The sequence below is a fragment of the Armatimonadota bacterium genome (assembly GCA_017993055.1).
GTDB lineage: Bacteria > Armatimonadota > UBA5829 > DTJY01 > DTJY01 > JAGONM01.
Genome location: JAGONM010000006.1, coordinates 104,483 through 130,347 on the forward strand (window position 1 = coordinate 104,483; position 25,865 = coordinate 130,347).

Here is a 25,865-nt window from a genome sequence, read left to right on the forward strand (position 1 = left end):
CTAGTTCTGAAGCGCGTAGAGGATCGCCAGGATGATCGGGATCGCCACGATCCCCAGCGCGATGAGCAGGCGGAGGCCGAACGGCTGGTCCTGTGGGGGCGCGCCGTCATCCTGTCTCGTCTCATCTGTGCGCATCAGGCCTCGGAGGATGAACTGCGCCGCGCCGGCATCCTTTGGCTTGACGATAATCTCCATCGCGCTCAGTTGTCCTGCAACCATCACGTTCTGGCTGAACTCGTTCGTGACCGTGTACTCGATCCCCGCCCCGTCGAGCAGCGACTTTGCCGTCGCGACGAGTCCATGATCGCGAGTCTCCATGATCTTGATCGGCTCTCCCGCATCTTGGTTCATATCGTGATCCCCCGTTGTCACGATTATACCACGGTATTCTGCACTTGTCCTGCGGCGAGTGCGGCAGGAATGCGGGCCATGCCCCTCGAAACTACTTGTACTCAAGCACCCAGGAGAGCATTTCGATGGACAACATCCAGTTCGAGAACGTCACCGTGACGGCCAAGGCGAACGTGTACTTCGACGGAGGTGTCGTGAGCCATTCGATCGTCTTCCATGACGGAAGCAGAAAGACCCTCGGGATCATCTATCCGGGCCGATACACGTTCAACACCGCCGCGCCGGAGAGGATGGAGATCATCGCGGGCGAGTGCGTGGCACGAATAGCAGGGGACGAGTTGTGGACCCGGTACCCTGCCGGGAGCGAGTTTGCTGTGCCGGGGGATTCCTCGTTCGACGTCGAAGTGGACGATATCACGGAGTACATCTGTTCGTTCGATTAGTCCTCAGCGGATCATGTCGCTGATCAGTATCGCAAGGAAACCGACTAGCGGTACGATAATCAGGAACACCCAGACGAGCAATCGGACGGTCCGTGAGTACGGGCGCGGTCGTTCCCCCGCGAGATCGCCGATGATGTGTCGGGCCGCATCCGCATCCTCAGCTCGAACCTTCACCTGCATTAGGCCCAGCGCTGGGTTATAGCCGATCCGCCCGTAGCCGAGGATGTCCTGCGGGAAGACATTGCAGACCATGAACTCGATGCCCGCTCCCGAGAGAAGCGACTTCGCGAGAGCAACCCTGCCTTCATCGCGCGTTTCCAGCACGTTGATGAACTCGTCGGATTCGTCCGCCATGACGTGTCTCCATCGGTAGCAGATTGTACGATTATAGACCGACGCATATCCTCGCGCAAGCGAAAGACCGGGGGTTTGACAATGCACGCTGCTAGTGCCATACTAAACCCTAAGACTGGCGTCACAGCTCTCTGGCGGTGTGCAATGAACAACATCCTGCTCTCCATTGTGCTCTGCGGGGCTGTTTGTGCAGCCTCCAGCGCCGCGGTTTCCCTGAACGGTGTTTTCGAGACATCCCTTCAGAGCGGTCGCGAGTACTCCAATCCTTCCGCTGACGTCGCGGTTTCCATAGATTTCACCTCGCCCTCCGGACTGCGTTCCTCAGTCGCTGCTTTCTGGGACGGCGGTGACGTCTGGAAAGTGCGGTTCAGCCCGACGGAGATTGGCAAGTGGCGTTGGAAGTCGAACTGCTCCGACGTGACTAATGCGGGCCTTCACGCCCGTACCGGCACATTCGACTGCGCGCTTTACAGGGGGAAGAGCACGCTCCTGAAGCACGGCCCGCTCAAGCTCTCGTCCGACCGACGATACCTGGTCCACTCGGACGGGACTCCCTTCTTCTGGCTCGCGGACACCGCATGGAACGGGGTCCTCAAGGCCCGTCCCCAGGACTGGGAGAAGTATCTCTCTATTCGCAAGGAACAGGGCTTCACCACCGTGCAGTTCCTCTCGACGCCATGGCGTTCGTTCGACAAGGATGAGCACGGAGACACGGCCTTCACGGGCTCGAGCGACGTCCGTATCAACCCCGATTTCTTCAAGCGCCTCGATGCGAAGGTAGCAGCGATCAACGAACACGGCATGGCGGCCGCGCCTGTAATCCTCTGGGCGGTGAGCAAAGAGGAACTGGGACAGAGGCTGAGCGAGGCCGATGCGATCCGCCTCTCGAACTACATCGTGGCAAGGTGGGGCGCGTACAACGTAGTCTGGATGCTCGGAGGCGACGGGCCGTACACTGGCGATCGGGCGGAGAGATGGCGTAGGATCGGCCGTGCGGTCTTCGGCGACAAGCCGGCGCGTCCGGTTACAATGCACCCTGGTGGTCAATCGTGGGTGGCGGACGAGTTCCGCCGCGAGGCCTGGTATTCATTCATCGGTTACCAGAGCGGCCACGGCGATTCTGAAGGCGCGATCAGGTGGCTCGTCCAGGGTCCTCCCGCGACCGATTGGGACAAGTCGCCCGTGCTCCCGGTGATCAACCTCGAGCCGAACTACGAGACGATACTTGCGTATGGGACGAAGCAACCTTTCGACGCCCGTGCGGTCCGGACGGCGCTCTACCGCAGTCTGCTCATATCGCCGACCGCCGGGGTCACTTACGGTCACCACGGCATCTGGTTCTGGACCGACAAGCCTCAGGTGCCGACGGCTCACCCCAATACCGGAGTCGCTGTCCCCTGGGAACAGGCGGTCAAGAGCGAGGGTGCGGAGTCGGTGAAGCACCTCGCGAAGCTCTTCGGCTCTATAAAGTGGTGGACGCTTCGCCCCGACCCATCGCTGGTCGCCAATAAGCCTTCCGATCCACGACGGTTCATCGGCTCGGCCCGCAGCGACAGCGGGGATCTTGCCGTCATCTACCTGCCGCAGGGCCTCGAGATCGAACTCAACGTTCAGTACCTGAGGCGCACGACGGTCATCCGATGGTTCAACCCGTCCACCGGGGAGTTTGCCCCGGTCGGGAGGGTCACTGCCGCGCCCGTGAGACTGCGAACCCCAAGCGAAGCCGACTGGGTGCTGCTCGTCGGCAGGTAACTCTACCCGTCGATCGGCACCACTACATGCTCGACCCTGGATCGGTCGGCGGCGAACCCGATCAGATGCCCGTAGACCGAATCCTCGAGGCTCGTGGTCGAGATCGACGCCGGCTCGCCTCGAAGCGCGCGCACGAAGTCCGCGACCAGCCGATGATCGCCGCCGCCGTGGCCGTCGCCCCTGACATCGAGTTCGATCCGCGCCTCGGAGTACTCGTGGCCCGCCCGGGCATCGGGGTGGCGCACGACGAACGTTCCCTCGTCCATCACGCCCTGGATTTCGCCCTCAGTGCCAATCAGGTGGATGCTTCTGCACGGTCTAGATGTACCGCCGACCATGTTGTGCGAGGCCGTGCACCCGTCGGCGAACTCCACTATCACCGACTGATGATCGACGACATCGTTGTCGCAGGCCCAGACACAGCGCCCGTAGGGGTTGTCCTCGGCGAGCGACTGCAGCTTCCCCTCTGTATCGAGTCCGAGGTGCTCGACCGGCTGCCAGGCGTAGAATCCCCAGAGTCCCTGCTCGATGTAGTGCTTCCTGGCCGAGTATGGGCAGTCCGTTTCGATCGCGCAGTCCATGAGGCAGCGGGTTCCGGAGCCCGCGGGCGCGTTCTCCGGGCGGAAGTACATCCGGCTGCCGAAGCTGCTGACGGCTTTCGGAGCGACTCCGCTCATCATCCAGGTCAGGATGTCCATGTCGTGGCAGCACTTAGACATCAGCATCGACGTGCTCTCGCTCTCGCGGCTCCACTTGCCACGCACGAATCCGACCGCCATGTGGTGATAGCTGACGTTCTCCTGGGTCTGGACGCTCAGCAGTTGGCCGATCTCTCCGTCCGCGACCCTCTGCCTCACCGCCGCGTAGAACGGGGCGTAGCGCAGGACGTGGCAGATCATGACCTTGTTGCCGTACTTCCGAGCCGTGTCCCTGAGCTGCAGGACCTCCGCCGCACTCGGCGCGATCGGCTTTTCGAGGAGCAGGTCGTAGCCCTTCTCCAGCAGCGGGAGCGAGGTCGGGATGTGATCCCGGTCCATGGTGCCGTTGATCGCGGCATTAGCGAGTCGGGGCCGATTCGCGAGTTCTTCGGCCGACCCGAAGCACATGCCGTCCGGGATGCCGAACTCCTTGGCCGTCTGCTTCCGGCGGAACTCGTTTGGCTCGGCGACGGCGACGACCTTCAGTTCGTCCGGATGCGCGAGCCCGTATCGGCCGTAGCACACGCTTCGATGCCCAGCCCCGACGATGGCCGCGGTGATTGGCTTGCTGGTGGAAGACACTGCTGAAACTCTCCTGGATTACAGACAAACGATCTCGCCGGTCTCGATTGATCGGAGTGCGGCGAGGCTGACGCTGAGCGCGATTCGGCCGTCTTCGCCAGTGACCTCGGGTCGGCGGCCCTCATGGATCGCCTCCGCGAAGTCGTTGATTCGAACCGATGATCCCGGCGGGTTCCCTTCGGACGCCTCCCAGGACTCCGTCTCAGAGCGGGTCTTCATGATGACCTTCCCGCCGACGGTCTGGATCGAGAGCGCCGGGCCGACGATCAGTTCCTCGCCCAGCGAGCCGAACCCCTCGGGCATCCCCCAGTTCACCAGCACGTTCAGCACGTGGCCGCCGGTCATCTCGACCGTTATGTCCGCGGCGTCAATGGCGAAGTCCTCTACCGACGCAAGGCTCGGCTTCCCTCGACCGAAGATGTGACCGCGCGCGAAGGCCCTGACCGGTTCGCAGCCGGTCAGCCAGCGCATCAGGTCGAAGTAGTGCCCTGCCATGTCGATCACCGGGCCGCCGTTCTCCGATTGCCGATGCATGGCCAGCTTGGGCCGGACCTCCCGGATGTCGGTGAACCGTGCGATGAGAGGCCCGCCGAAGCACCCCTCACGAATCAGTTCCCGAGTCCTGACATGCCGGGCAAATCCTCTGCACTGGAACGAGGTCGAGAGGACCACGCTGTTCCGCCGAGCCGCCTCGATCATCGTGTCGGCCTGCTCGACGGTCAGCGCGATCGGTTTCTCGCAGAGCACGTGCCGGCCGTTTTCTGCGGCGAAGACGGAGACCTTGGAGTGGTCGCAGACGGGGATGCATACCGAGACGGCATTGATTCCCTCGTGCATGATCGCGTCCCGGTAGTCGAGGTAGGGGGTTGCGCCGGTGTTCTCTGCCATCTTCATGCGGCGCTCCTCGATCAGGTCACAGACCGCGACGATCTGCGAATCGTCCCTGCGCTTCCAGCAGTTGGCATGGTTGCCCCCCATATCGCCGCAGCCGACTATGCAAACCCTCAGTTCCATCTCGTGCTCCTACTTGTAGGTCCTGCTCGTACTCGACCGTCGGGGCTAGCGGTCTCACCGACCTGAACCCCCCCTGCATCTTGTCGGGCCGGGACAGAGCCGCGGCCCCTAGAACAGGCTCTTGAGGAACGCCGCGTTCCTGGATGCGGCCTCGGCCGCCGGGAGATCGGCGTTGTCCTGTTCGGCGATCACCCACATGCCGTCCGTGTTTTGCTTGACCCATTCGGCTGCCTCGACGAGCGGAGCGACTCCTGTACCGAGGACGACTGTATCGCAACCCGGGCCGTCGGTCGCAAAATCCTTGAAGTGGATCGCCCCGATGCGCCCCTTGACCTCGTTCATGAAGCCGATGATCCTCCGGCGACCCTTCATCACCCAGCCGATGTCCGGGCAGAAGCCGAGGTGTCGGTTGCCCTTCGAGGTGAGAGCGGCTATTACCTCTCCGCCGCGCTCGAACTCCCAGTTGTGGTTGTGGTAGAGTAGCCGTCTGCCGGTCTCATGGCACTTCTCGGCTGCTGTGTTTAGAGCCATGAAGTCGCGGGCGAACTGCTCCTCATCATGAAACCTCAGTCCGGAGTACATGAGGAACTCCGTCTGCATTGCATCGAGATACTCGAATGCGAGCTCGAGGGCCGTGCGTTCCTGATCGGCTTGCGTCGCATCGAAGAGGTTGCCCCCGATGTGAAGGGCCGCGAGCACGAGTCCGCGATCGTCGAGCATCTTCTTGACGCCGGCAGGGGGGTGCTGCCGGATGTGCCGAAACCCGATCTCGACTCCGGCGTACCCGGCGGCCTTCACCTCATCGAACACCTTCGGAAAGAACGTGCTCTGCTCGTCGCCCCACGTGATCGTCTGGCATGCGATGGGGAATCTGCTCATTTCTCGGTCACCTCCACCTTCACTTCATTGTCCGTCACGCGGCGGAGGATCACCTCCGAGCCGCCGAACCGGTATCTGATCTCGTCGGGACGGCCGAGGAGTCCGACGACCTGCTGATAGACCTCCCGAACCTGGAAGTCGTCGGTGAGCACGAACTTGCCCTTGCCCTTGGGGATGATACTGACTCCCGAATCCCACTCGGGGAAGCCGTGCTTCTTCGCGAGCGGACCCCAAGCTACGCACACCGCGCCCTCCTTCACGCATCGCCGGATCGCGTCCATCGTCGGCTCACTGACCCGCGTTCCTGTGAGGAAGAGGAGCGGGACTCCCTTGAGCAGATCGTACCCGGCCTTGTGATCGTAGACCACGACGCCGTTCAGCGGCACGAAGAACCGATGCTGGTCTGCCATCACGGGAGCGGTTGTGTAGGATTGGAACTCGGCCTTGTCGCTCCGCCACTGGTATCCGGACGGGGCGATATATGACTTGAAGTGCGAGAGACCATCGCGCCCGGTCTTGCCGAATGTGAGCAGGTTCCATAGTGCCAGCCATGCCTCGGTGTCGGGGGTGCTTCTCAGGTGTGGCGACCCGTATAGCCTGTCCTCGAAATCGGCGGTGAACCGCTGGCCGTGGCAGGTATCCTCGAAACGCACGATCGCGATGCTTGGCCTCACATCGCGAAATGTCCAGGTCCGGGGGTGAGCCGGGAGATACTCTCTGCAGAACCACCGGAGCGATTCCCCGTGCTGAGTAAGCTGGAAGGTTTCGTTCGAGACCTGATTGACAAGGGAGAAGGGTGTGCCCTGTCTGCCGGCGGGCTTGAGATTGTGGCCGGCGCCCTCGACGTACAGAAGATCGACGCCGAGCCAGTAGGCCTGAAGCAGGTTGCTCTTCAGCTCCTCCGGGCCGTGCCCCGGGATGAGCCCCCAGAACCAGAGATCGCAGTCTGCCCAAAGCCCCGTCCCGTACTGCTTTGCCGCGCCCATCCCTATTGCGAGGCTGACGGACGAGTATGACTCCTTGCAGATCTTCGGGCAGACGGTGAACCCGGCCTCTCCCGCGAGATGATGCATCACCGGCCAGACGTGCGTCGCGGTCACGGGCGACCCCATCCCGGCGAAACGGGTTCGCAGCGCTTTGTAGGCATCCAGGGTCTCGACGTATGCTTGGTCGAGAGTCTCGAACTTGCCGGAATCGGCCAGCGGAACGGGGCTGTAGTTCCACATCAGGCGGCAGTGCTCCAGTTCATTGAAGAGGACCCCGCGGAATCGAGACTTGCCGCTCTCGACGGCCGCTCTGACGCATTCATCCGGCGGGTCAATCGCATGGCATGAGATGGAGAAGTCGAGGTTCAGGCGTCGGCAGAGGCCGAGCATCGCCTCGTTGATTTGGTTTGCGGGGAGGTCGCCGGCGTGGGCGGACGTACTGACGCTGTAGTTGACGTAGCCGATCCCCATCTCTCGCAGGGCATCCTCGACCGCTTGCGTCACAGGAAGTTGCACGGGCATCTCGATTCCCACCCTGAACGGGGGTGGGGCGGCGACCGCACGGAGCATCAGCACCAACGACCAGAGCGTCACGAGCATCAGTGTCTTCATAGTGAACCTGTTGGCGCTGAGGTCGCGTTTATCCTGTACGCCCTCTCATCCGTTGTCGCCTCCGACGGCCGCTTCATTAGCTTCGAACTCATCCCTCGTCAGGCCGTACAGGATCTCATCGAAGTACCGCCCATCAGTATAGACCATCTGCGTGCGTCTGCCCTCCTGTCGGCAGCCGAGCTTCTCCAGCATCCTGGCCGATGCGATGTTTCCCTCCAGGACGTGTCCGTAGTACTTGTTCAGCCTCCGCTCGAAGAAGGCGTACCTGAGCAGTAGCCCCATCGCCGATGTACCGTAACCCTTGCCCCGGTGATCCCGGTCGATCTGCATCCCTATGCTGAACGTGCCGTTCTTCTCGTCTATGCTGTTGAGGTTGACGCCCCCGATTACTTCGCCGTCGTTGTTCAGGAGTGTGAACATGATGCGGCCATCCTCGGGCGCGAAAGCGGCGAAGCGCTCGGAGAATGCCCTGGCTTCCGCTTCTGTCGGCGGCAGTTCCACCTCATGCTGGAGGAGACGGCGCGCGGGCGTATCGAACCGGTTGTAGTATCCGAGCTCCCAATCGCCCTCTTCGACAGCGCGAAGGGTCACCAGCTCGGTTCGCCAGTAGTAATCGTCATACCGAATCGGTTTCATAGAACCATCTCCATTTCTCTGAGGCCCTTGCTGTTTCTGTAGGCAAAACCCGTCGGGGTGAAGCCGAGCCGCTCATACGTCCTGATCGCCGGGGTGTTCCCTTCAACGACGGTTAGCCTGTAACTCGGGGCGCCCGCCTCCGCCATGGTCTTCTCCACGAGAAGCCGGCCGATGCCGCTCCCTCGGTATTGCGGATCGACCCACACCATGATGATCTTCCCGAAGTCGTCAGGCCGGATACATGCGGACATGCCCACCGGTCTCGTCTGATCGAAGGCGAGTATCACGTAGAACTCGTCCGACTCGGCGGCCCTGGCGGTGTATTCCTGCCACTTCTCGTCACTGAGCAGGCTGACTTCCGCACACGACTGGCCGAACTGCTCCCCGTCCTGCTCCAACGCTGCCAGGCGAAGCGACTTGAACACCTCCCACTCGTCGGTTCGTATCCGTCTGAGTTCGATCATGTTCCTCTTCGCCTGAGCCCTCCTCAATGGCAAACAAGAGGCCCTGAAAGCATCTACTCCCAGAGCCTCTGTATCGTCTGCGTCCATCCGCGCTCATCGGTGGTTCGAACTACGCCATCTCCATCACGAACTGGGCGACCATGTCGCCGACCTCGGTGGTCGAGTAGCCCATTTTGCCGGCGGACATTGACTTCATCTTCTCGCCGGTCATCTTCGCGATCGCCTTGTCGACGATGTCGGCGGCCTTCTGCTCGCCGAGCGTCTCCAGCATCATCTGGAGCGCGCCGATCGCCGCCATCGGGTTGATCACGTTCATGCCCGTGTACTTCGGCGCGGACCCGCCGATCGGCTCGAACATCGAGACGCCCTCGGGGTTGATGTTTCCGCCCGCCGCGATCCCCATGCCGCCCTGAGTCATCGCGCCCAGGTCGGTAATGATGTCGCCGAACATGTTGTCCGTCACGATGACGTCGAACCACTCCGGGTTCTTGACCATCCACATCGTGGTAGCGTCCACGTGCGCGTAGTCGGTCTTGATGTCGGGGTAGTCCTTCGCGACCTCGTAGAACGCGCGCTCCCACAGGTCGAACGCCCAGGTGAGGACGTTCGTCTTGCCGCAGAGGGTGAGCATCTTCTTCCGATTCCGCTTCCGGCAGTACTCGAACGCGTATCGAAGGCAGCGCTCGACGCCCTTGCGGGTGTTGATCGACTCCTGGACCGCGACCTCGTCCGGCGTGCCCTTCTTGAGGACGCCGCCCGCGCCGGTGTAGAGCCCCTCGGTGTTCTCGCGGACGACCACGTAGTCGATCTCCGCCGGACCCTTGTCCCTGAGCGGGGTCTCGACGCCCGGGTAGAGCTTTACGGGGCGGAGGTTGATATACTGATCGAGATCGAATCTCAGCTTCAGGAGAATGCCCTTCTCCAGGATGCCCGGCTTCACGTCGGGATGTCCGATCGCGCCAAGGTAGATCGCGTCATACTGGCGCATCTGATCCGCCGCGTCGTCAGGCAGGACGTTGCCTGTCTTGAGATATCGATCGCCGCCCCAGTCGTAGTCCGTCGTCTCATACTGGAATCCGGTGGCCTTCGATGCCGCCGCCAGTACCTTCAGTCCTTCGCGGACTACCTCTGGTCCGGTGCCGTCGCCGCCGATAACGGCTATCTTGTAAGTCTTCAATGTGAACCTCCTCGGTCTATGGTCACCCTGCGACGATACGAGTGGATGATCGCAATGGTCGAACATGTCGTTTTGAGCGAAGCGAAGAATCCGGCATGACGGACTCTCCGCCTCGCTCAGAATGACAGAACTGACCCCGCACAGTATAGGCGATTATGCCACCTACTGCAACCCGTCGAGCGAAAGGCGCGAGATCATGCCGTTGACCCCGCGGGGTCCGCGTACTACAATGGGCCATGCGTACACTCCTGTCGATTCTGCTGCTGCTGATTTCCGCATCCGCGTTCGGTGCAGTCTCCATCACCCGCGAGAAGGCTGACGAACTGCTGGCCCAACTCGGGAAAGACCCCTGGTTCGCGAACAGGGATGCCAGTCAGCTCGCCTGGGGCGAAGCCGCGACTCTCAACGCCATCGTGGATATGTACGAGGCGACCGGCGACCCGAAGTACCTGCGTGCCGTGGTGCAGCGAGGCGACCGGATGCTCTCACATCGCGACGACCGGCGCGGCGTCAAGGACTGGAGCGGGACCGTACGGAAGGCCTGGTCGATGGGCTACAACTACACGGTGGCCGAAGGAGTGTTGAAGGATTCCGACGGGCGACCCTCGATCCGCATCCGCTCCACCCCCTATGCCTACAACAACCGGACGCAGGTCGAGGTCACGCTCACAGCCGATACGCTCACGCTCAGGGTCGTCAACCCGTTCTGGAATCGATCGGAGACCTTCAGCGGGCTGAGCCTGGAACCGGACAGCCCCCGCTACATCGAGAAGATCATCAACAGTCCGGCCCCCAGTCCCAACGCCTCCGCGGGCGAGTGTACGGAGATATCACAGTTGGTCCGGGTATTCCCCGTGGGCGCGAAACCGGACGTGCCGGCGACGCAAGCAGTTGCGCTGAAACCTCTGCCGCTGGCGTACGTAGGGTACCTTGGGATTATCTACTACCCGCTGCTCCGGTTCGCTGAGATCGTGAAGGACGGTCCCGGACTAGCGGAGTTCTTGCCCGCGGCCGACTGGTTCGTCAAGGCGGCCGATGAGTCGTACGAGGAGGCGAGGGATCACTGGCGCGATGGCCCTGGGATGGATGAGGGGTACTACATTACGTGCAAGCGGGGCGGGCCGTTCCCATACGACAACCTGCCCGAGCCGTTCAACTACCTCGGTATGCACGTCAGCTCCGAGTTGGCGCTCCATCGGCTCACCGGCAAGGCGTTCTACATGGATCACGCCCGCAGAATGGCCAACCTGTTCAAGAACAGGCTGAACCTGGTAGATGATAGATACGTCTGGTACTACTGGTACGAGCCGCTCAACACCGGCTATTCGCGGGAGGATGATGTCTCGGATAACTACCCGGTCATGCCGCCGAAGCCGTCGATCGAGGACGTCTCGCATGCCACGCTGAGCATCCAGTTGGTGCTGAATGCGCGTCGTGCAGGGGTCGTGTTCGACAAGACGGACGTGCGGCGTGTGGCGAATACCTTCCTGAAGAACGTCTACGTTCCTGGCGAGGCCAGGTTCAATGGGCGGGTAGATGGCAGTCGGACCAGCGAGAAGTTCGAGATGGCGGCGGTGACAGGCTGGCTGCCCCTCGCGGAAGCTGATCCGGCGGTGTATGAAGCGTGCAGGGCAGTCTATATCGCCCGTGACAAGGACAGCTTCCCGGCGCTCGCCCGCCTGCTCAAGTGGGAGAAGCTTCTGTCGCAACGTTCAGCCAGGTGACGCTCGCAATGAAGGATGGTTGGTCGCCCCGGGCGAACAAGTGACTTGAGATTGTGCGGTGAACCGGCCGCAGGAGGTTTTACAGTAATGCGTAGTTGTCGCAATCTGCCGGCAGTGTTATTGACCGGCGCTCTGGTCTGCCTCGCCCTCAGTGCGGCGGGCGCGGCGGACATCCCCGATTTCACGTTCATCCACGCTTCTGACGTTCACGCACCGATGACGATCAGCCAGGAAGTCTGCGCGGCGATGGCCAAACAGGGGCCGATCGAGATCAAGCCCGGGATCATGACCGAGGCTCCGTCGTTTGTCGTCGTCAGCGGCGATCTGACTGAGTTCGGCGGTGGAGGTGGCGTGTGGGACACGTATCTGTCCTACTGGAAGGACTTCACCGTTCCCGTGTATCACACGCTTGGCAACCACGACGGCCCATGGTGGTGCATCAGAGGCAAGCTCCACGAACTCTACGGAGGCACCAGTTGGTCCTTCGACAAGTTCGGGTGCCATTTCATCGGCCTCGACAACTGCTCGCCCCAGGACCCGAGGGCCTCGATCAGCCGCGACCAGCTCACATGGTTGAGAGCCGACCTCAAGAAGGTCGACGACGTCACTCCCGTCTTCGTGATCATGCATCACATGCTGAACGACGACTACTTCGGCAGTCCCTACGCGACCGCCCAGCTTCTGGATCTTCTCCGTCCGCATAATCTGGTCATGTTCCTCGGCGGACACGGCCACAATGCGAAGCTCCTGAACTTCTTCGGGGTGGATGGCACGGACGGCGGTGCGGTCTGCGGGCCTTTGCCCAGAGTCAAGGCGGGGTACAGCATCGTCTCCGTAAAAGATGGGATCGTGCGTATCGGTTTCAGGGAACACGGCAAAGACGGCTTTGACAAGGTCTACGTCGAGAAACCGCTTCCCACCAAGGCGAACTACCCCACGATCGAGATCCTGAACGTCAAAGAGGACCAGTCGCTCGACCCGTCCGGCTCGTTCTTCGTTAAGGCGAGGATCTCGGGGAGCGATCAGCTCTTCAAGCAGGCGAGCCTCAGTGTTGACAGGAAGTCCTTTGCCGAGGATGAGAAAGGCGAAGATCCGCTGGTGCTGACGACGGAGGGTGTCTACGTCGGTCAGCTCTATTACCAGGACCTTCCTCCCGGCGCGCACAGTCTGCGGGTCAGGTTCATCGATGATACCGGCAAGAAGTACTACAAGAGCGTCCGCTTCAACCTCGATCCGTCAGGGAGCAGACTGGTGTGGCGCTCGTTTATCGAGGGCTCGTGCAGAGCCGCACCCGCTGTCACCAGGGACGCAGTCTACGTCGGCGGCACGGATCGTAAGCTCTACGCGTTCGACAGGGCGACCGGGAAGCAGAAGTGGACGTTTCCCACCAAGGGCGACACGGCGACGACTCCGGTGGTTGTCGGCGACACGATCTACCTGGGCTGCGGTGACGGCAAGCTCTACGCGCTCGATCTGAAAGGCAAGGAGAAGTGGAGCTTCCAGGCCAGGGAGGCCATCTACAGTTCGCCCGTATACGCCGACGGTCTGATCCTCTTCGGCTGCAACGACTCCGACTTCTACGCTGTAGATGCGAAGACAGGTAGTCAGAAGTGGGTTCTCACCGAACCGGGCTATACCATCGAGGTGCGGCCGTTCGTCTACGACGGCGTAGTCTATTTCGGTGCCTGGGATACCTTTGTCTACGCGGTGGACGTGCAGACCGGTCAACTGAAGTGGCAGAAACCCGGCTACGCCTGCACGCAGAGAACCGCGGCCGTGAGGTACTACAGTCCAGCGGACAACGGCCCTGTAGTCGCAGGCGGGAAGGTGTTCATCGCCGACCGTGACTCGAAGCTCGGGATCATGGATGCCGTTACCGGCGAGATGCTGGGGAACGCGTCCGGTCCCGTTGCCGTGGGGATCGCCGAGGACGCCAAGGCGGTCTACGTCCGCAAGGCCAACGCCGTCGGTAAGCTCGACCTCGACGGCAAGGAAATATGGAGCGTCGAGGCGGCCGCCGATTCCGTGCCGGCGTCTCCGGTCGAGAAGGACGGCGTCGTGTACGTCGTTTCGCGGCTCGGGCTCGTTCAGGCGCTCGATGCTAAGGATGGTAACCTTCTGTGGATGTATCAGGCCACCCCGCTGCTCTACGTCTTGGACCAGGTGACGGTCGTGGATGGCGTCGTTTATGTAAGCGGCATGGACGGCAGCGTCACGGCAATCAAGGCCAAATAATCACTCGTCCTATGGGTCCCATGATTCACATGGGACCCGTGGGACCCACGCGACCCATGACCCACCAAACCCACGCACTTGGAATCGAGATCGGCGGCAGTGCACTCCGCATGGGGGTGATTGATCGGGAGGGCAGTGTCGGACACTCCAAGCGCACGTCATCGAGCCACCTTCGCGACCAGTCGTGCGCAATGACACAACTTCTTTGCGAGGTCGAACGGTTTCTGACCGAGGCTGAGGTGCAAGTGATCGACCTTGCGGGCATCGGGATCGCCGCCGCCGGGCTGGTAGACAACGAGAGGCGTGCGATGGTGTCGGCGTCGAATCTGGGCTGGCGGGATTTGGAGATAGGGTCTCCGGTCGAGGAACACACTGGCGTCCGAACGGTCGTCGACAAGGACACGAACATGGCGGCGCTGGGCGAGCTTATGGTGGGCGCCGGACGAGGGTTCGACTCGTTCATCTACGCCGCCATCGGCACCGGGGTCGGTGGCAGCGTGATCTACGGCGGGCAGCTCGTTCGAGGCATCGGAAACAGGGCAGGAGAGTTCGGCCATCTGATCGCCGGTAGCGAGGAGATCTGCGGATGTGGGGCACGTGGTTGTCTAGAGACTCTCGCAGGTGGAGCATGGCTCGCGCGTCGCGCAAGGGAGGCCATTGCGGACGGCTCAAGGTCGATAATCGCTGAGCTTGCCGGGAACAGCGTCGATGAGATAACCGCTCGGACGGTCGTCGAGGCCGCGAAACAGGGTGATGGACTCGCTGTGTCGGTGCTCGCCACCGCCGCCGACGCGTTAGGCGCGGCGCTGATCAACACGATCAGAATGATCTATCCGGAAGCCGTGATCATCGGCGGCACTGTCGGTTCGGTGCGCAGATTCGTGTTCGAGCCTGTGAAGGCATTCGTCGAGTCGAACAGCGTGCTTCCCGGCACCAACCTTCCGCCGGTGCACGTGCTCCCCGCGGGTCTTGGTGACTCGGCGGCAATCATCGGGGCGGCGCTGTCGGTCTTCTGACGGCTGCTGCGCGCAGAGGGTGTGTCAGCGGTTCCCTGCGCGGAAGGACTCCTTCTCCAGTGCTCTCATCTGCTCGACTTTGGCGGCGGATCCTCCGCCCTGGAACTCCGACTCACACCACGCGTCGACTATCTTCTTCGCCAGCTCATGGCCGATCACCCGCTCTCCCATCGTCAGGATCTGGGCGTTGTTACTCTTGACCAGGCGCTCGGCTGAGAAGACGTCGTGGCAGACTCCCGCATAGACCCCTTCGACCTTGTTGGCGACCATCGCCATTCCGAGACCGGTCCCGCAGATGAGGATTCCGCGATCGTATTCGCCGCGCTGGATCTTGAGCGCAAGGTTGTAGCCTATCTCGGGGTAGAAGGCGCCCTCGTTCGCCGCCAGGTAGTCCAGGTCGGTGACATCGAAGCCCTTCGTCCTCAGGTGACCGAGAACGGTCGCTTTGAGACTTACCGCTGCGTCGTCACAGTCTATCGCAATCTTCATCCTGTGCATTCCTCCAGAATCCATTCGGGCCGAACAACGATCCTACGCTCTCATCCCATACGCCCATCTCGAGCGCAAGGTCGAGCACCGTGTAGCGCTGTCTGAGGAGTTGAGCGGGCCTGAACGAGTCGTGCAAGCGAGTGTAGCCGATCCCGATCTCGGTTGGGAGTGACGCTGCGCCGGCCCGGCTGATCATGTCTTGGATCGCTCCCGCGCCGAGCAGCTGCCCCCGCAGTCTCACCCGGAGGTCCTCCCACATCGAGTGCAAACGCTTCAACCTGGCGGACAGCGCATCGGCATTGATGTACTTGCCCTTGCACTGAGCCGTAGCCTGCTCGGCGAGCTGAGGGTCTCGGAAGTGCTCCGCGACCTGAGCCTCTACATCACTCCACGTCGGCCATCGCCTGCTGATCAAGTCGGCATCGTATCGTATATCGTCAGCGTTCAGGCTGAGAATGTACTCGTAGAGCGCCTCGGAGCATATCGAGCCGATACCGACCTTGATCCCGTGCGAAGGCGCGATGCCGTTGTAGACGTGGTGCTCGTTGTCCCACAGATGGCTGAACAAGTGGTCCGCCCCGGACGCCGGTCGGGACGACTGCGCGACCTGCATCGCCAGACCGCTCATGGTGAGCCCCTCCATCAGCATGATCAGGGCATCGCGATCCTTGTTTCTGATTCCCTCAGGGTTGTCCACCCACTTGCGCAGATTCGGCTGGACGAGCGACCAGGCCGCCTCATGTATCGGTTCGATGCCGAGCGCATCCGCTAACATCCAGTCTGCGCCGGCCGGGATTTTGGCGATGAGATCCGCGTAGCCTGAGGCATTCATCCCCTCGGGTGCGTTCTCGAGGACACCGATATCGGCTATCAGCGCGACAGGGGCAGGGCAGAAGATAGTCTGCTTGTAGTTGTCCTTCGCGATAGACGCGCCGAAGGCCGTATAGCCGTCCATCGACGCGGCCGTGGCGACCACCATATACGGCTTGCCGCACTGATGCGAGGCAAGCTTCACGAGATCGTTGATCGTTCCGGAGCCGACCGCGACGGGGATTGCGTCGGTCCCGCTCAGAAACTCCGTCAGCATCTCGACGAACCGGTATTCTGCGTGCAGGTCGTCATCCTCGATCACGAGCAGCTCGCGCGTCCGGAAACCGCCGGCTGCGAAGGCATCGACTACCGCCTGGCCGGCGGCCCGATACGTGTTTCTATCGGCAATGACGACCGATGGCCGGCTGCCGAGGCACTCCGCAAAACAGGCGGGCGTCTGCGCCAGAGCATCTGGGCCGATGATCACTCTCTTGGTAGTGCTGACGCCCTTGATCGCCTCATGAAGCCTCTGTTCAGTCTCCTTCATCTGCCCGCACATGGCATCAGTATAGCATATCCTCTCTGCGAACGGAGGTTCTGTGTGTCACCAAGGTTATGCGCCGACAACTGTGGAAAACTACCGCATGACTCGCGCGAACCCGCAGCCTGAACGCGATGGCCGCGCTAACGACAACGCCTTGAGTGCGTACTACTTCTTCTCCCTGGCAGCGCTAGGGTTTGTCGTGGGCTTCATGCCGCTATACCTGAGAGCGCGGGGCATCACGCTCAGCCAATACGGAATCCTGAGCGCGCTCTACGCGATCGCCGGAGCCGCAACGCAGATTCCGCTCGGGGTGCTGTCCGACCGACTGCGCCGGCGCAGGCCGCTTGTGGTGCTGGGTACGGCGGCCCTGGGCGGATCGTATCTTCTCTACGGGATGGCGACGACGTTCGCGGAGTTCTGCGCGCTCTACACACTTTCGGGGGTTGTGTTCTTTGCTGTCTCGACTCTCACCAGCGCGCTGATCCACGACTGGACGGCGGGCACAGGCGGCACCGCGGCGATGTACGGGCGGACGAGGATTTGGGGTTCGATAGGGTTCATCGCCTCGCTGCTCGTCGTGAGCGCTGTGCCGAGCCTTGTGTCAGGGAAGAACCTGTTGCCGTTTATCGCGGGGCTGTTCCTTGCCAGCGGGGTTACTATCCTCTTTACGGTGGAGTCGGACACCTCGACGCCGAGGGAACATGCGCGCCTGACAGGCATCCGACGGTTGCTCGGCAACCGAAATCTGGTTCTGTTCCTCGCCGCGTTTCTCCTCTATAGGACGGCCGAGTCGAGCACTATGAGTTACCTCAGCCTCTACCTGCAATTGCTCGGCGGATCGAAGTCACTGATCGCGCTGGCGCTGGTGGTCAACGCGGTCGTCGAGATTCCCTTCATGATATGGGTCGGTCGCGCGTCCGACAGGATCGGACGCCGTCCGCCGCTCGTGATAGCCTTCCTCACGCTTCCCCTGAGGCTCTTTCTGTACTCGCAGCTTCGGACCCCCTACGATGTATTCCTGGTCCAGATGTTCCACGGTCTCACGTTCAGCTTCATGCTGGTCTCCTCGATGGCGTTCGTCGCCGATTCGTCAGCAGGGGACAGGGCGACCGGCCAGGGGTTGCTGACGATGGTGATGGCGACCTCGATGGCCGTCGGGCCGTTCGTCGGGGGGTTCGTGGCGGACCGCACATCGCTGGCCGCTATGTACGGCCTGTTCGCGATAGTCGCGCTGGTCGGCGGGTTGATCTTCGTCACGTTTGTGAGAGAGTCGCATCCCGATTTGGCCGCCAACAAGTCCCGGATCCTGTTGACATCCGGGTCTTTGCCCGCCCGCATGATATGCCGGACACTCCGGGCTCCGATCGTGATGATCGTCGGCAAGGACTAGCAGCCCCTGGATAGGTCCAGTAGCCTGGCCCGGTGTGTAGGGGCTTTGATCTCGCATATACCAACCTTTCGTCTGCTAGCGGCTCTTCGATGATGGCTTGTCCCAGGCGGTCATGACCCGGGTGACGTCGCGCCGGGCCTCTATGCCGTTCTCGTAGGTGACGACCATCCACGTCTGACGCCTGCCGATCTTGGAGGGGATGCCGCGCATCGGGGGTGATTTGATCGGGGTGACGGTGGTGACGAGAGCCTTTGTCACGACGGTCAACGGTGGCTTGGGCATGCTGACGAGCAACCTGTCGCCCACGGTCAGCCGCTCGATGTCAAGGGCCGGATTCAGCCTCTCGAGTTCAGCCAGAGATGTCCGGTATTGAGCAACGAGCTTGTATGCGCGGTCGCCCGGTTCTACGGTGTGATAGACCGGCCTACCATGTGGCTTGCTCAGGTAGTCGGCGGCCTCCTCCGATGTCGCCAGAATCCTGTCGACGTCCAGGTAGCACCTGTCCAGCGCGACGACTTCCATGAACTTCGGCTGCGCATACAGGTTCCTTATGTTCTGTGAGTGTTTCTTGAGCAGCAAGTCAAGCGCGCGCTGCGCCTCGTCGCGCTTCTGAAGGGCCGCAACCGGTTCGCCGTCCACTAGAATCGCATAGGCATGGGCTTTCAACGTTAGAATCCTGTCGAGAATCGCGGCGGCGTCTTGCGTCAAAGAGACTCCTGCATCCCTGGAAGCGCGCTTCAGAACGATATGCTGTTCGAATGACGGCGATGTGACGGTCTTTCCGGATAGCTTGCGGGCTAAAGTGACGTCCAGTACCGACCGAGCCGCGCGGACCGATTCGAGCGTGACGACGGGCTTTGCGTCTACAACTACACTGCATGGGGCATTAATGATGTGGTCGTACGCCGCCCATCCGACCAGGAGGGCGATGATGAACAGAAACACGCTCCGTTCCAGCAGGCGGTTGCGCTCATGCCGTTGGACGTTCTGCTCCTGCATCTGCACGCTCCGGGCGACGCGAGATCAACGGTATCTCAGCAATTCGCTCACGGTAACGGGCTGGTATCCGCGGGACTTCAACTCTGCCAGCAAGCCGTCGAGGGCGTCGGCAGTCGGCTGGCTTCCACAGTGCATCAGTATGATTGATCCGTTGCGGACGCGATCCAGCACTCGCTCGGTTATCTGCTCGGACGTGATTCCGCGCTTGAAGGCATCCCATGAATCTACGTCCCAGTAGATCGAGCTGTAGCCTTCCCCGCCAACCAGGCCGAGGACGCGCTTGTCGCGCGCGCCACTCGGTGCCCGGAAGAGGGGTTTGGTGCTCCGGCCGATCAAGCGCAGTGACAGCTCCTCTGTCCTGCTCAACTGCTTCACGATCTCGGTGTCCGAGATCCGAGTGAAGTCTGGGTGGGAGTAGGAGTGGTTGCCTATCTCATGTCCCTGATCGGCGATGCGCCTCGCCAGAGCCGGGTTCTGCTCAATCCACCTGCCGGTGAGGAAGAAGGTGCATCGGACACCGTGTTTCGTCAGCGCCCGGAGTATCTTCTCAACCGGGGCGCTGGCCGCCCCTGCATCAAGGGTGATGGCGATTCTCGGACTGTCGGCGCTGCCTCTGGAAACCTCACCCGCCGAAGCCAGCGGCGCGGAATGCGTGTGTTTCGTGGAGGCATCTGGCCCTGCCATCTGGTGCGAAGGCTCCTTCTGCATCTGCCCTTCTTCCTTCGACGCCTCGCCCTGAGAGGTCGGCGGCTGGTCCTCGGAGTAGCGTTTGGTGGTCGCCGATTCAGGTCTCGGCGCCCGGGTGGGTTTTCGAGAGTCGTCGTCCGGTTGCCGGTGAGGCTGAACTGCGGGTGGCTGAGATTGGCCGCGGTATCCGCTACTCCCGGGTAGACACCCCTGGTTGGCCGTGAGCACGAATACTGCGCCCACGACCAGCCCGACAATCGCGAGTGCTGACAGGCCGTTCATTGCCCTCGCGACGAGGCTTCTTCCTGCGGATCTTCGGGGAGACATCTCTAGCTCTTTTCACCTGCGCCGTTCCCGGCAAGCGCTTTGTCGCCGCTGAGCCGGGTCTTAAGTATCTCCACTGCCTTGTTAAGCTGCGAATCTACATCGTTCTTGATGTCATCGTCCGAAGGCTCCACGACGACATCGGGGTGAATCTTGAGTTTGTCAACGTCTCGGAGGCTCGGTGTGAAGTATTTCGCGGTAGTGATAACCACCGCGCAGCCATCGGGAAGGCTCATTATCGTCTGCACCTTTCCCTTGCCGAAGCTGTCCGTACCGACGAGAGTCCCCGCCTTGTGGTCCTGTATCGCCCCCGCGATGATCTCCGAAGCGCTCGCGCTCGAGCCGTCAATAAGCACTACTAAGGGATACAGCCTGTGATTCTGCTGCTGGGACTGTACGCCGTATCTGCTCTGTCGCCCACCCTTGTCCTGAATCACAACAATGTCGCCCTTGTCAATGAGGCGACTCCCGATTTCGATGGCGACATCGAGGAGTCCGCCCGGGTTGCCTCGCAGATCGAGAATCAGTCCGCGCATTCCCTTGCTCTCCAGGTCCGTCAGTGCCTTGTCGAAAAGCAGGTCGCTCTTCTCGTTGAACTGGCTGAGCTGAATGTAGCCGATCTTGCTCGATTCGTCCTCGACCCGCCACTCGACTATCGGCGAGGTTATCACCTTTCGGACGATCGTAACCTCGAAGGTGTCCGCAGCGTCAATGCGTTTAATCGTCAGTGTTACCGAAGTCCCGCGAGGCCCGCGGATCATCTTGACGACGTCTTCGAGTTCCAAGCCCTGTGTGGGCTTGCCGTCTACCTTGATTATGACGTCACCCTTCCTGATGCCGGCCGCCTTCGCGGGGCTGTCCTCCAGGGGCTGGGCGATCCGGACCTGGCTCTCCTTCATTTCCAGTTTGGCCCCGATTCCCTCGAAGTCGCCCCGGTTATCCTCCTGCATCTGCTTGTTCTGGTCAGGATCAAGGAAGCGCGTATAGCGGTCTCCGAGCGCGCCCAGCATTCCGCTGATGGCGGCGTAGCAGAGTTCGTCGGACTTCTTCCTGCCGTCGCCGTAGTAGTTTGCCTCCACATAGGAGAAAACATCCCAGAAAGTCTGGACGGGGGGCAGATCGGCGCTCGATTCAGTGAGTTCGCTGCCGATTGCGGTCTGAAGCCGGGAAGGGAGTGCGCTCAGGCTGCCGATCAGCGTGCCCGCATCGCGAGAGGCGGAAACATCCTGGTAGGCGAAGCCGCTTATGAACGAGAAGGCTATGAGCAGAACCATCGCGGTCAGATGTAATCTCTTCATCGGTCTTATGCCCTCCCTCTGCTCAGCTTCGATTCGACCAGCCTACGCGCTTCATTGAGTTGCGCATCGGAGCCGCTGTCGCCGGGGCGGACCTCCTTGTCGGGCTTCAGCCCTACTCCGGTAAAATCAACGCCTTTCGGAGTCAGCATCTTGCCCGTGGTGACCAGGGCTGCAGATTTGTCTCTCAGGACCAGCGGCGTCTGGACGAGCCCATCGCCGAATGTCTGGGTGCCGACGAGCGTAGCCGATCTTGATTCTCTGAGGGTGCCGGCGACCAACTCCGCCACGCTAGCGGTGCCGCCGTTTACGAGAATCGCGACCGGCATCGAGAACGCTTTGGTGGGTGTGACGCGGATGGGACGGCGGCCGTTCTGCTCACGGATTATCGCGACCGTGCCTCCGCCGGTGAACTGCGCGGCTATGCTTGTGGCCACGTCGAGCAGGCCGCCCGGGCAGTTGCGTAGATCGAGGACCAGCGCTTTGGCGCCCTCGCTACGAACCTTGGCGACTTCGGCGGCGAACTTGCTCGCTGCCTGCTGATTGAACTGTGCGATCCGGAGGTAGCCGACGTTCTTGGTCAGCATGCTCGAGGTGACCGGGTCCACCCTGGTCTCGTGGAACAGCAGCTTCACTTCGATTGGGTCCTTGACTCCCGTGCGTTCTACTGTGAGGGTGGTCTCGCCCGACGTCTTGGTCGTCAGTTCCTCCAAGGCGTCCGTGATGCTGAGTCCGCCTTTCAACTTGCTCTCGGCGGCCTCCCAGGACTTCTTGAACTCCAGCCGGTCAATGTCCTGGTGTTGGATCGCCCTGCGGAGCTTCGCGAAGCCCGGATCGTATGCAATTACCCATTTTCCGCCGACGTCGGTGATAGTGTCGCCGCAAAGGAGCCCGGACTTCTCCGCTGGACTCCCCGGCATCGGCGCGACCACGACCACCTTCTGGGTCGCCTCATCGTCCTGGCCCTCGCGCTTCAATGCCAGGATGGCGCCGATACCGTGAAACCTTCCTGTGGCGGCATCGTCGAGCAGCTTCGTCTCTTTCGGGTCGACGAATCGCGTATCGGGATCGCCAATGACATCGAGCATCCCCTGGACCGCGCCCCGGGCGAGTTTGGTCTCTACCTCCGGAGTGATCTTCTCGACGTAGTGAGCCTGTATGAGTTTCAGGACGCTGTTCAGCAGGTCGCGGTACTTGGTGTCGCCCTTCGCGGTCCCCATCGAGTCTATCTTGACGGGGGGCTGCTCCGGCGTGAGCTTCAACAGGGCGCTGGCCTGCACCGGAAGGGTGCCTGCGAGCGCCACAAACTCCTGCCTTGAACGCAGTTCCTTGCCTCCCAGGAACGCGCCGGCGGTCACACCGGCGATCACTGTCCATAATGCGATTCTGCCGTAAGTCTTCTTCAAATCAGACTATTCCTCGTCACCGGGCCGACGCCCGGGTATTTCTCATCGAATCTAGAGCGGGTTCTGCGGAGTCCCGTTCTTTCTCAACTCGTAGTGCAGGTGCGGACCCGTGCTGAGGCCGGTGCTGCCTACACCCGCGATCGTCTGCCCCTGCTTGACGGACGCGCCTGCAGAGACCCGGAGAGATGAACAATGCGCGTAGACGGTGCTGACCCCACCTCCGTGGTCAATAATCACGGTGTTTCCGTAGACTCCGTACCATCCCGAATGGATCACCACTCCGCCCGCCGCGGCTCTGATCCCCGTCCCGCCCGGACAAGCGAGATCCACGCCCGTGTGAAAGCTGCGCCCTCCGTGAACGGGATGCGTTCTCCATCCGAACCGCGAACTGATCCGATAGCTCGCACTGATCGGGCACGCATATGATCCACGCCAGGGATTCGCAACCCTCTTTCGGCCGGCCGGAGTCGCCTGCATCCGGCGTATCATCCTCTCCAGTCCGGCCGACGCCTTCTGGAACTCGGCCAACGCCTGCTCGTATGCTGCGCGGTCCTTTTCAATCTGCTGCAGCAGGTACTGCTTCTGCCTTGCGTCCCGCAGAGTAGCCTGCGTGGCCGCAGTCTGCTGGCGCTCCAGTTCGACACGCTGCTGTTCTTTGTGTGCGAGCGTCCTCTCGTAGGCCTCTACAGTTACCTTGTCTTCCTTTATCGCCTGCACGAGTTGGACGTCGCTGTCGAGTATCCTCCGCAGCACGTATCCGCGGCTCAGCAGGTCCCAGAAATCCTCCGATCCCAGAAGCACCCCCGCGTAGCTTACGGTCCCATGCTTGTAAGTGTCCACCAGCCGAACAGACAGCAGGTCTCTCCGCTTCTTCAGCCTGGCTTCCACCAGCGCCAGCTCGGTTCTCGCCCTTGCGAGTTCCGCTCTCGTCACGGAGAGCTGCCCGCGTATATCTGAGAGCCTGGCCCGGTGGACTCCCAGCCTGCGTTGAGCCAGGATCACCTGACTGGAAGCGACGTGTTGGCGTCTCTTGGTCGCTCTCAGCTTGGTCTGATACTCCTTGATGTTCCTGGAGTTCGCCTGTAGCCGCTGCTGAAGCTCGCGAAGTGACGCGGCAGTGGCTGACGTGTCCGAGAACGCGGCCGCCATGCTGATCAGCGCAATCGCCGCCAGCGCAGATCTCAGATACCTGTGCATCGGCTCGCTCCTCCTGAACTCGCGCCCATAGCCTTCCCTAGGCCTTGAGGAATCGGCGCATCGAGATCATGCTTCCGATAGCTCCGACGAGGCAGCCCATTAGTATTAGACCGCCAATGAACTGGATTGGTTCCAGACACAGTGAAAACTGGCACAGAAGAGGCATGATTCTTGTCGCCGCCTTCACGACGTGGGTCGTCGCGAACCAGATCAGGCCGCATGCGAGAGCCCCTCCGATGGCTCCGAGGACCATGCCCTCGAGCATCAGCGGAAGTCGGATGAACCAGTTCGTTGCGCCGACCATCTGCATTATCTTGATCTCGCGCCGTCGGGCGAACACAGTGAGGCGGATGGTATTGCTGATGATGAACATCGTGACGAGGAAAAGGACGATCCCCGCCGCCCCACCGAGAATCTTTATCAGATGAGCGAAGCGCACGAGTCCGTCCACCATGCTCCGGCCTTCATTGACCTCGTCTACATGCGCCATCGCGCGAATCTCATCGGCGGTAGCGACGATGCGCTCCGCATGGCCCACCTTGACGCGGATCATGTCGGGCAGCGGATTGTTCTCGACGCCCTCCAGTTCGAGTTCCCCACCCATGCTCTTCTTGAACTCCCGCCATCCCACGTCCGCGGGTATCAGATCGGCGGATCTCACGTGGGGCAGGGCGGCCACGCGCGAGCGAATCGTGGCGGCGTCTTCGCTTGTCGTTGCCTTATCGAGGAATACTGCTATCTCGAGCTTGTTGGGGAGTGTTCCGGCGACGCTCTGCAGCCAGAGGATCAGCAGCCCGAACGCACCCATCACTGCCAGCGTAAGAGCCAGCGTGGAAACCGAAACAAACGACATGAGTCCGTTCCGTCTGATACTGACGAACGCTTCGACGATGGCATACTCAAGACCGCGCAAGCTCATGGTAGGCGCCTTCCGCTTCGTCGCTCACGAGCGCGCCGTTGTCGAGGCGGATGACGCGCCGTCGAAGCCTGTCGACAATGTGCTGATCGTGGCTGGCGACGATCATTGTCGTGCCGCCGCCGTTCACCTGGTCCAGCAGTTGGATGATCTCCCAGGAGGTGTCCGGATCGAGATTGCCCGTCGGTTCGTCTGCGAGTATTACCTTGGGCTTGTTGGCGAGGGCGCGGGCGATGGCGATTCGCTGCTGCTCTCCGCCGGAGAGCTGGTGAGGGTACGCATCGGATCTGCCGAGCAAGCCGACCAGGTCGAGCACTTCGGCCACGCGGGAGCGAAGCTGCTTCTTGGGTGCGCCGATGACGTACAGGGCAAACGCCACGTTCTCCCAGGCGGTCTTGTCGGGAAGAAGACGGAAGTCCTGAAAGACGACCCCGATGCCCCTGCGGAGTCTTGGTATCCTTCCGCCCCGAAGCCTGTTCACGTTCTGTCCCCCGACCGTGACGGTACCCTCGGTCGGGACCTCCTCGCGGTAGATTAGCTTCAGCAGCGTGGACTTCCCGGTGCCCGTGCTGCCGACGACGAAGAGGAACTCGCCTTGCTCTACCTTGAGGTCAACGCCGCGAAGAGCATGGACGCCGTTCGGGTATTCCACGGATACGTTACGGAACTCGATCATGGATATGTCCGCCGCGCTCAGACTTGTGCCAGTATATCAAATGGGTTCGGGCATTGCAACCGATCCCGGAGATACGTGGGCGTCCAGTGGCGTAAGCTTTGAGTGTGTAGATTTGCGAAGATGCTCCCCGTTTCGTAGACTTGATTTGGTCACGAATCAAGCGAGCGAAACGGAGGAGCATCGATGAGCAGTATAACCCTAAGAGAAGT

General features: G+C 61.5%; 24 protein-coding genes. 6 read left to right on the forward strand and 18 right to left on the reverse strand.

What is annotated here, in order from left to right:
* Window positions 1-351: a DUF2007 domain-containing protein gene (locus KBC96_04160; protein MBP6963583.1), complete on the reverse strand. Its 351-nt coding sequence runs from the start codon at window positions 349-351 to the stop codon at window positions 1-3.
* A 125-nt stretch (window positions 352-476) separates the two neighbouring features.
* On the opposite strand from KBC96_04160, the gene KBC96_04165 reads away from it, so the two are divergent.
* The gene (locus tag KBC96_04165) at window positions 477-794 is read left to right on the forward strand and encodes a pyrimidine/purine nucleoside phosphorylase (protein MBP6963584.1); all 318 of its coding nucleotides are present in this window, start codon (window positions 477-479) and stop codon (window positions 792-794) included.
* A gap of 3 nt (window positions 795-797) precedes the next feature.
* On the opposite strand, the gene KBC96_04170 is transcribed toward KBC96_04165, so the two are convergent.
* Window positions 798-1,148, reverse strand: coding sequence for a DUF2007 domain-containing protein (locus tag KBC96_04170; protein ID MBP6963585.1), 351 nt, complete (start codon window positions 1,146-1,148; stop codon window positions 798-800).
* 144 nt (window positions 1,149-1,292) lie between these two features.
* On the opposite strand from KBC96_04170, the gene KBC96_04175 reads away from it, so the two are divergent.
* Entirely contained in the window at window positions 1,293-2,900 is a 1,608-nt protein-coding gene (locus KBC96_04175) for a DUF4038 domain-containing protein (protein ID MBP6963586.1), read from the forward strand.
* A 2-nt stretch (window positions 2,901-2,902) separates the two neighbouring features.
* On the opposite strand, the gene KBC96_04180 is transcribed toward KBC96_04175, so the two are convergent.
* The 7 genes from KBC96_04180 to KBC96_04210 all read right to left on the reverse strand — a co-directional run bounded on the left by KBC96_04180 (window position 2,903) and on the right by KBC96_04210 (window position 10,014).
* Window positions 2,903-4,180, reverse strand: a complete 1,278-nt coding sequence (locus tag KBC96_04180) for a Gfo/Idh/MocA family oxidoreductase (GenBank protein ID MBP6963587.1) — start codon at window positions 4,178-4,180, stop codon at window positions 2,903-2,905.
* 18 nt (window positions 4,181-4,198) lie between these two features.
* The gene (locus tag KBC96_04185; GenBank protein ID MBP6963588.1) at window positions 4,199-5,194 is read right to left on the reverse strand and encodes a Gfo/Idh/MocA family oxidoreductase; all 996 of its coding nucleotides are present in this window, start codon (window positions 5,192-5,194) and stop codon (window positions 4,199-4,201) included.
* Window positions 5,195-5,302: 108 nt separating this feature from the next.
* Window positions 5,303-6,073 (reverse strand): sugar phosphate isomerase/epimerase, encoded by a 771-nt coding sequence (locus tag KBC96_04190; GenBank protein MBP6963589.1) that lies wholly within the window; start codon window positions 6,071-6,073, stop codon window positions 5,303-5,305.
* Complete coding sequence (locus tag KBC96_04195) at window positions 6,070-7,671, reverse strand: hypothetical protein (GenBank protein ID MBP6963590.1); 1,602 nt, start codon at window positions 7,669-7,671, stop codon at window positions 6,070-6,072. Before KBC96_04195 ends, KBC96_04190 begins: the two co-directional genes overlap by 4 nt.
* A gap of 45 nt (window positions 7,672-7,716) precedes the next feature.
* The gene (locus KBC96_04200; GenBank protein ID MBP6963591.1) at window positions 7,717-8,307 is read right to left on the reverse strand and encodes a GNAT family N-acetyltransferase; all 591 of its coding nucleotides are present in this window, start codon (window positions 8,305-8,307) and stop codon (window positions 7,717-7,719) included.
* A complete protein-coding gene (locus KBC96_04205) occupies window positions 8,304-8,771 on the reverse strand; it encodes a GNAT family N-acetyltransferase (protein MBP6963592.1) in 468 nt (155 codons plus the stop codon). The genes KBC96_04200 and KBC96_04205 overlap by 4 nt, the downstream gene beginning before the upstream one ends.
* A gap of 109 nt (window positions 8,772-8,880) precedes the next feature.
* On the reverse strand, window positions 8,881-10,014 hold the full coding sequence (locus KBC96_04210) for a 3-isopropylmalate dehydrogenase (GenBank protein ID MBP6963593.1): 1,134 nt from the start codon (window positions 10,012-10,014) through the stop codon (window positions 8,881-8,883).
* A gap of 170 nt (window positions 10,015-10,184) precedes the next feature.
* Here KBC96_04210 and KBC96_04215 point away from each other — a divergent pair, with 170 nt between their 5' ends.
* The 3 genes from KBC96_04215 (at window position 10,185) to KBC96_04225 (ending at window position 14,923) form a co-directional block, all read left to right on the forward strand.
* Entirely contained in the window at window positions 10,185-11,672 is a 1,488-nt protein-coding gene (locus tag KBC96_04215; GenBank protein ID MBP6963594.1) for a hypothetical protein, read from the forward strand.
* A gap of 87 nt (window positions 11,673-11,759) precedes the next feature.
* Entirely contained in the window at window positions 11,760-13,907 is a 2,148-nt protein-coding gene (locus KBC96_04220) for a PQQ-binding-like beta-propeller repeat protein (GenBank protein MBP6963595.1), read from the forward strand.
* Window positions 13,908-13,963: 56 nt separating this feature from the next.
* The gene (locus KBC96_04225) at window positions 13,964-14,923 is read left to right on the forward strand and encodes an ROK family protein (protein MBP6963596.1); all 960 of its coding nucleotides are present in this window, start codon (window positions 13,964-13,966) and stop codon (window positions 14,921-14,923) included.
* 24 nt (window positions 14,924-14,947) lie between these two features.
* Here the strand turns inward: KBC96_04225 and KBC96_04230 are convergent, their stop codons facing one another.
* A complete protein-coding gene (locus KBC96_04230; GenBank protein ID MBP6963597.1) occupies window positions 14,948-15,412 on the reverse strand; it encodes an RpiB/LacA/LacB family sugar-phosphate isomerase in 465 nt (154 codons plus the stop codon).
* Window positions 15,390-16,769, reverse strand: coding sequence for a sn-glycerol-1-phosphate dehydrogenase (locus tag KBC96_04235; GenBank protein ID MBP6963598.1), 1,380 nt, complete (start codon window positions 16,767-16,769; stop codon window positions 15,390-15,392). Before KBC96_04235 ends, KBC96_04230 begins: the two co-directional genes overlap by 23 nt.
* Before the next feature lie 97 nt (window positions 16,770-16,866).
* Here KBC96_04235 and KBC96_04240 point away from each other — a divergent pair, with 97 nt between their 5' ends.
* On the forward strand, window positions 16,867-18,156 hold the full coding sequence (locus KBC96_04240) for an MFS transporter (GenBank protein ID MBP6963599.1): 1,290 nt from the start codon (window positions 16,867-16,869) through the stop codon (window positions 18,154-18,156).
* A 75-nt stretch (window positions 18,157-18,231) separates the two neighbouring features.
* Here the strand turns inward: KBC96_04240 and KBC96_04245 are convergent, their stop codons facing one another.
* From KBC96_04245 to ftsE, 7 genes are read right to left on the reverse strand one after another with little or no spacing between them, the layout of a single operon-like run.
* Window positions 18,232-19,155, reverse strand: coding sequence for a hypothetical protein (locus tag KBC96_04245; GenBank protein MBP6963600.1), 924 nt, complete (start codon window positions 19,153-19,155; stop codon window positions 18,232-18,234).
* Window positions 19,156-19,179: 24 nt separating this feature from the next.
* Window positions 19,180-20,169, reverse strand: a complete 990-nt coding sequence (locus tag KBC96_04250; GenBank protein MBP6963601.1) for a polysaccharide deacetylase family protein — start codon at window positions 20,167-20,169, stop codon at window positions 19,180-19,182.
* A 2-nt stretch (window positions 20,170-20,171) separates the two neighbouring features.
* Window positions 20,172-21,464 carry a S41 family peptidase gene (locus KBC96_04255; GenBank protein MBP6963602.1) on the reverse strand — a complete coding sequence of 431 codons (1,293 nt, stop codon included), beginning with the start codon at window positions 21,462-21,464 and terminating at the stop codon, window positions 20,172-20,174.
* 5 nt (window positions 21,465-21,469) lie between these two features.
* Window positions 21,470-22,867, reverse strand: a complete 1,398-nt coding sequence (locus KBC96_04260) for a hypothetical protein (GenBank protein ID MBP6963603.1) — start codon at window positions 22,865-22,867, stop codon at window positions 21,470-21,472.
* Window positions 22,868-22,918: 51 nt separating this feature from the next.
* Window positions 22,919-24,064 carry a peptidoglycan DD-metalloendopeptidase family protein gene (locus KBC96_04265; protein MBP6963604.1) on the reverse strand — a complete coding sequence of 382 codons (1,146 nt, stop codon included), beginning with the start codon at window positions 24,062-24,064 and terminating at the stop codon, window positions 22,919-22,921.
* A gap of 37 nt (window positions 24,065-24,101) precedes the next feature.
* The gene (ftsX, locus tag KBC96_04270) at window positions 24,102-24,983 is read right to left on the reverse strand and encodes a permease-like cell division protein FtsX (protein ID MBP6963605.1); all 882 of its coding nucleotides are present in this window, start codon (window positions 24,981-24,983) and stop codon (window positions 24,102-24,104) included.
* Window positions 24,964-25,656, reverse strand: a complete 693-nt coding sequence (gene ftsE / locus KBC96_04275) for a cell division ATP-binding protein FtsE (GenBank protein ID MBP6963606.1) — start codon at window positions 25,654-25,656, stop codon at window positions 24,964-24,966. Before ftsE ends, ftsX begins: the two co-directional genes overlap by 20 nt.
* Between the last annotated feature and the right edge of the window lie 209 nt (window positions 25,657-25,865).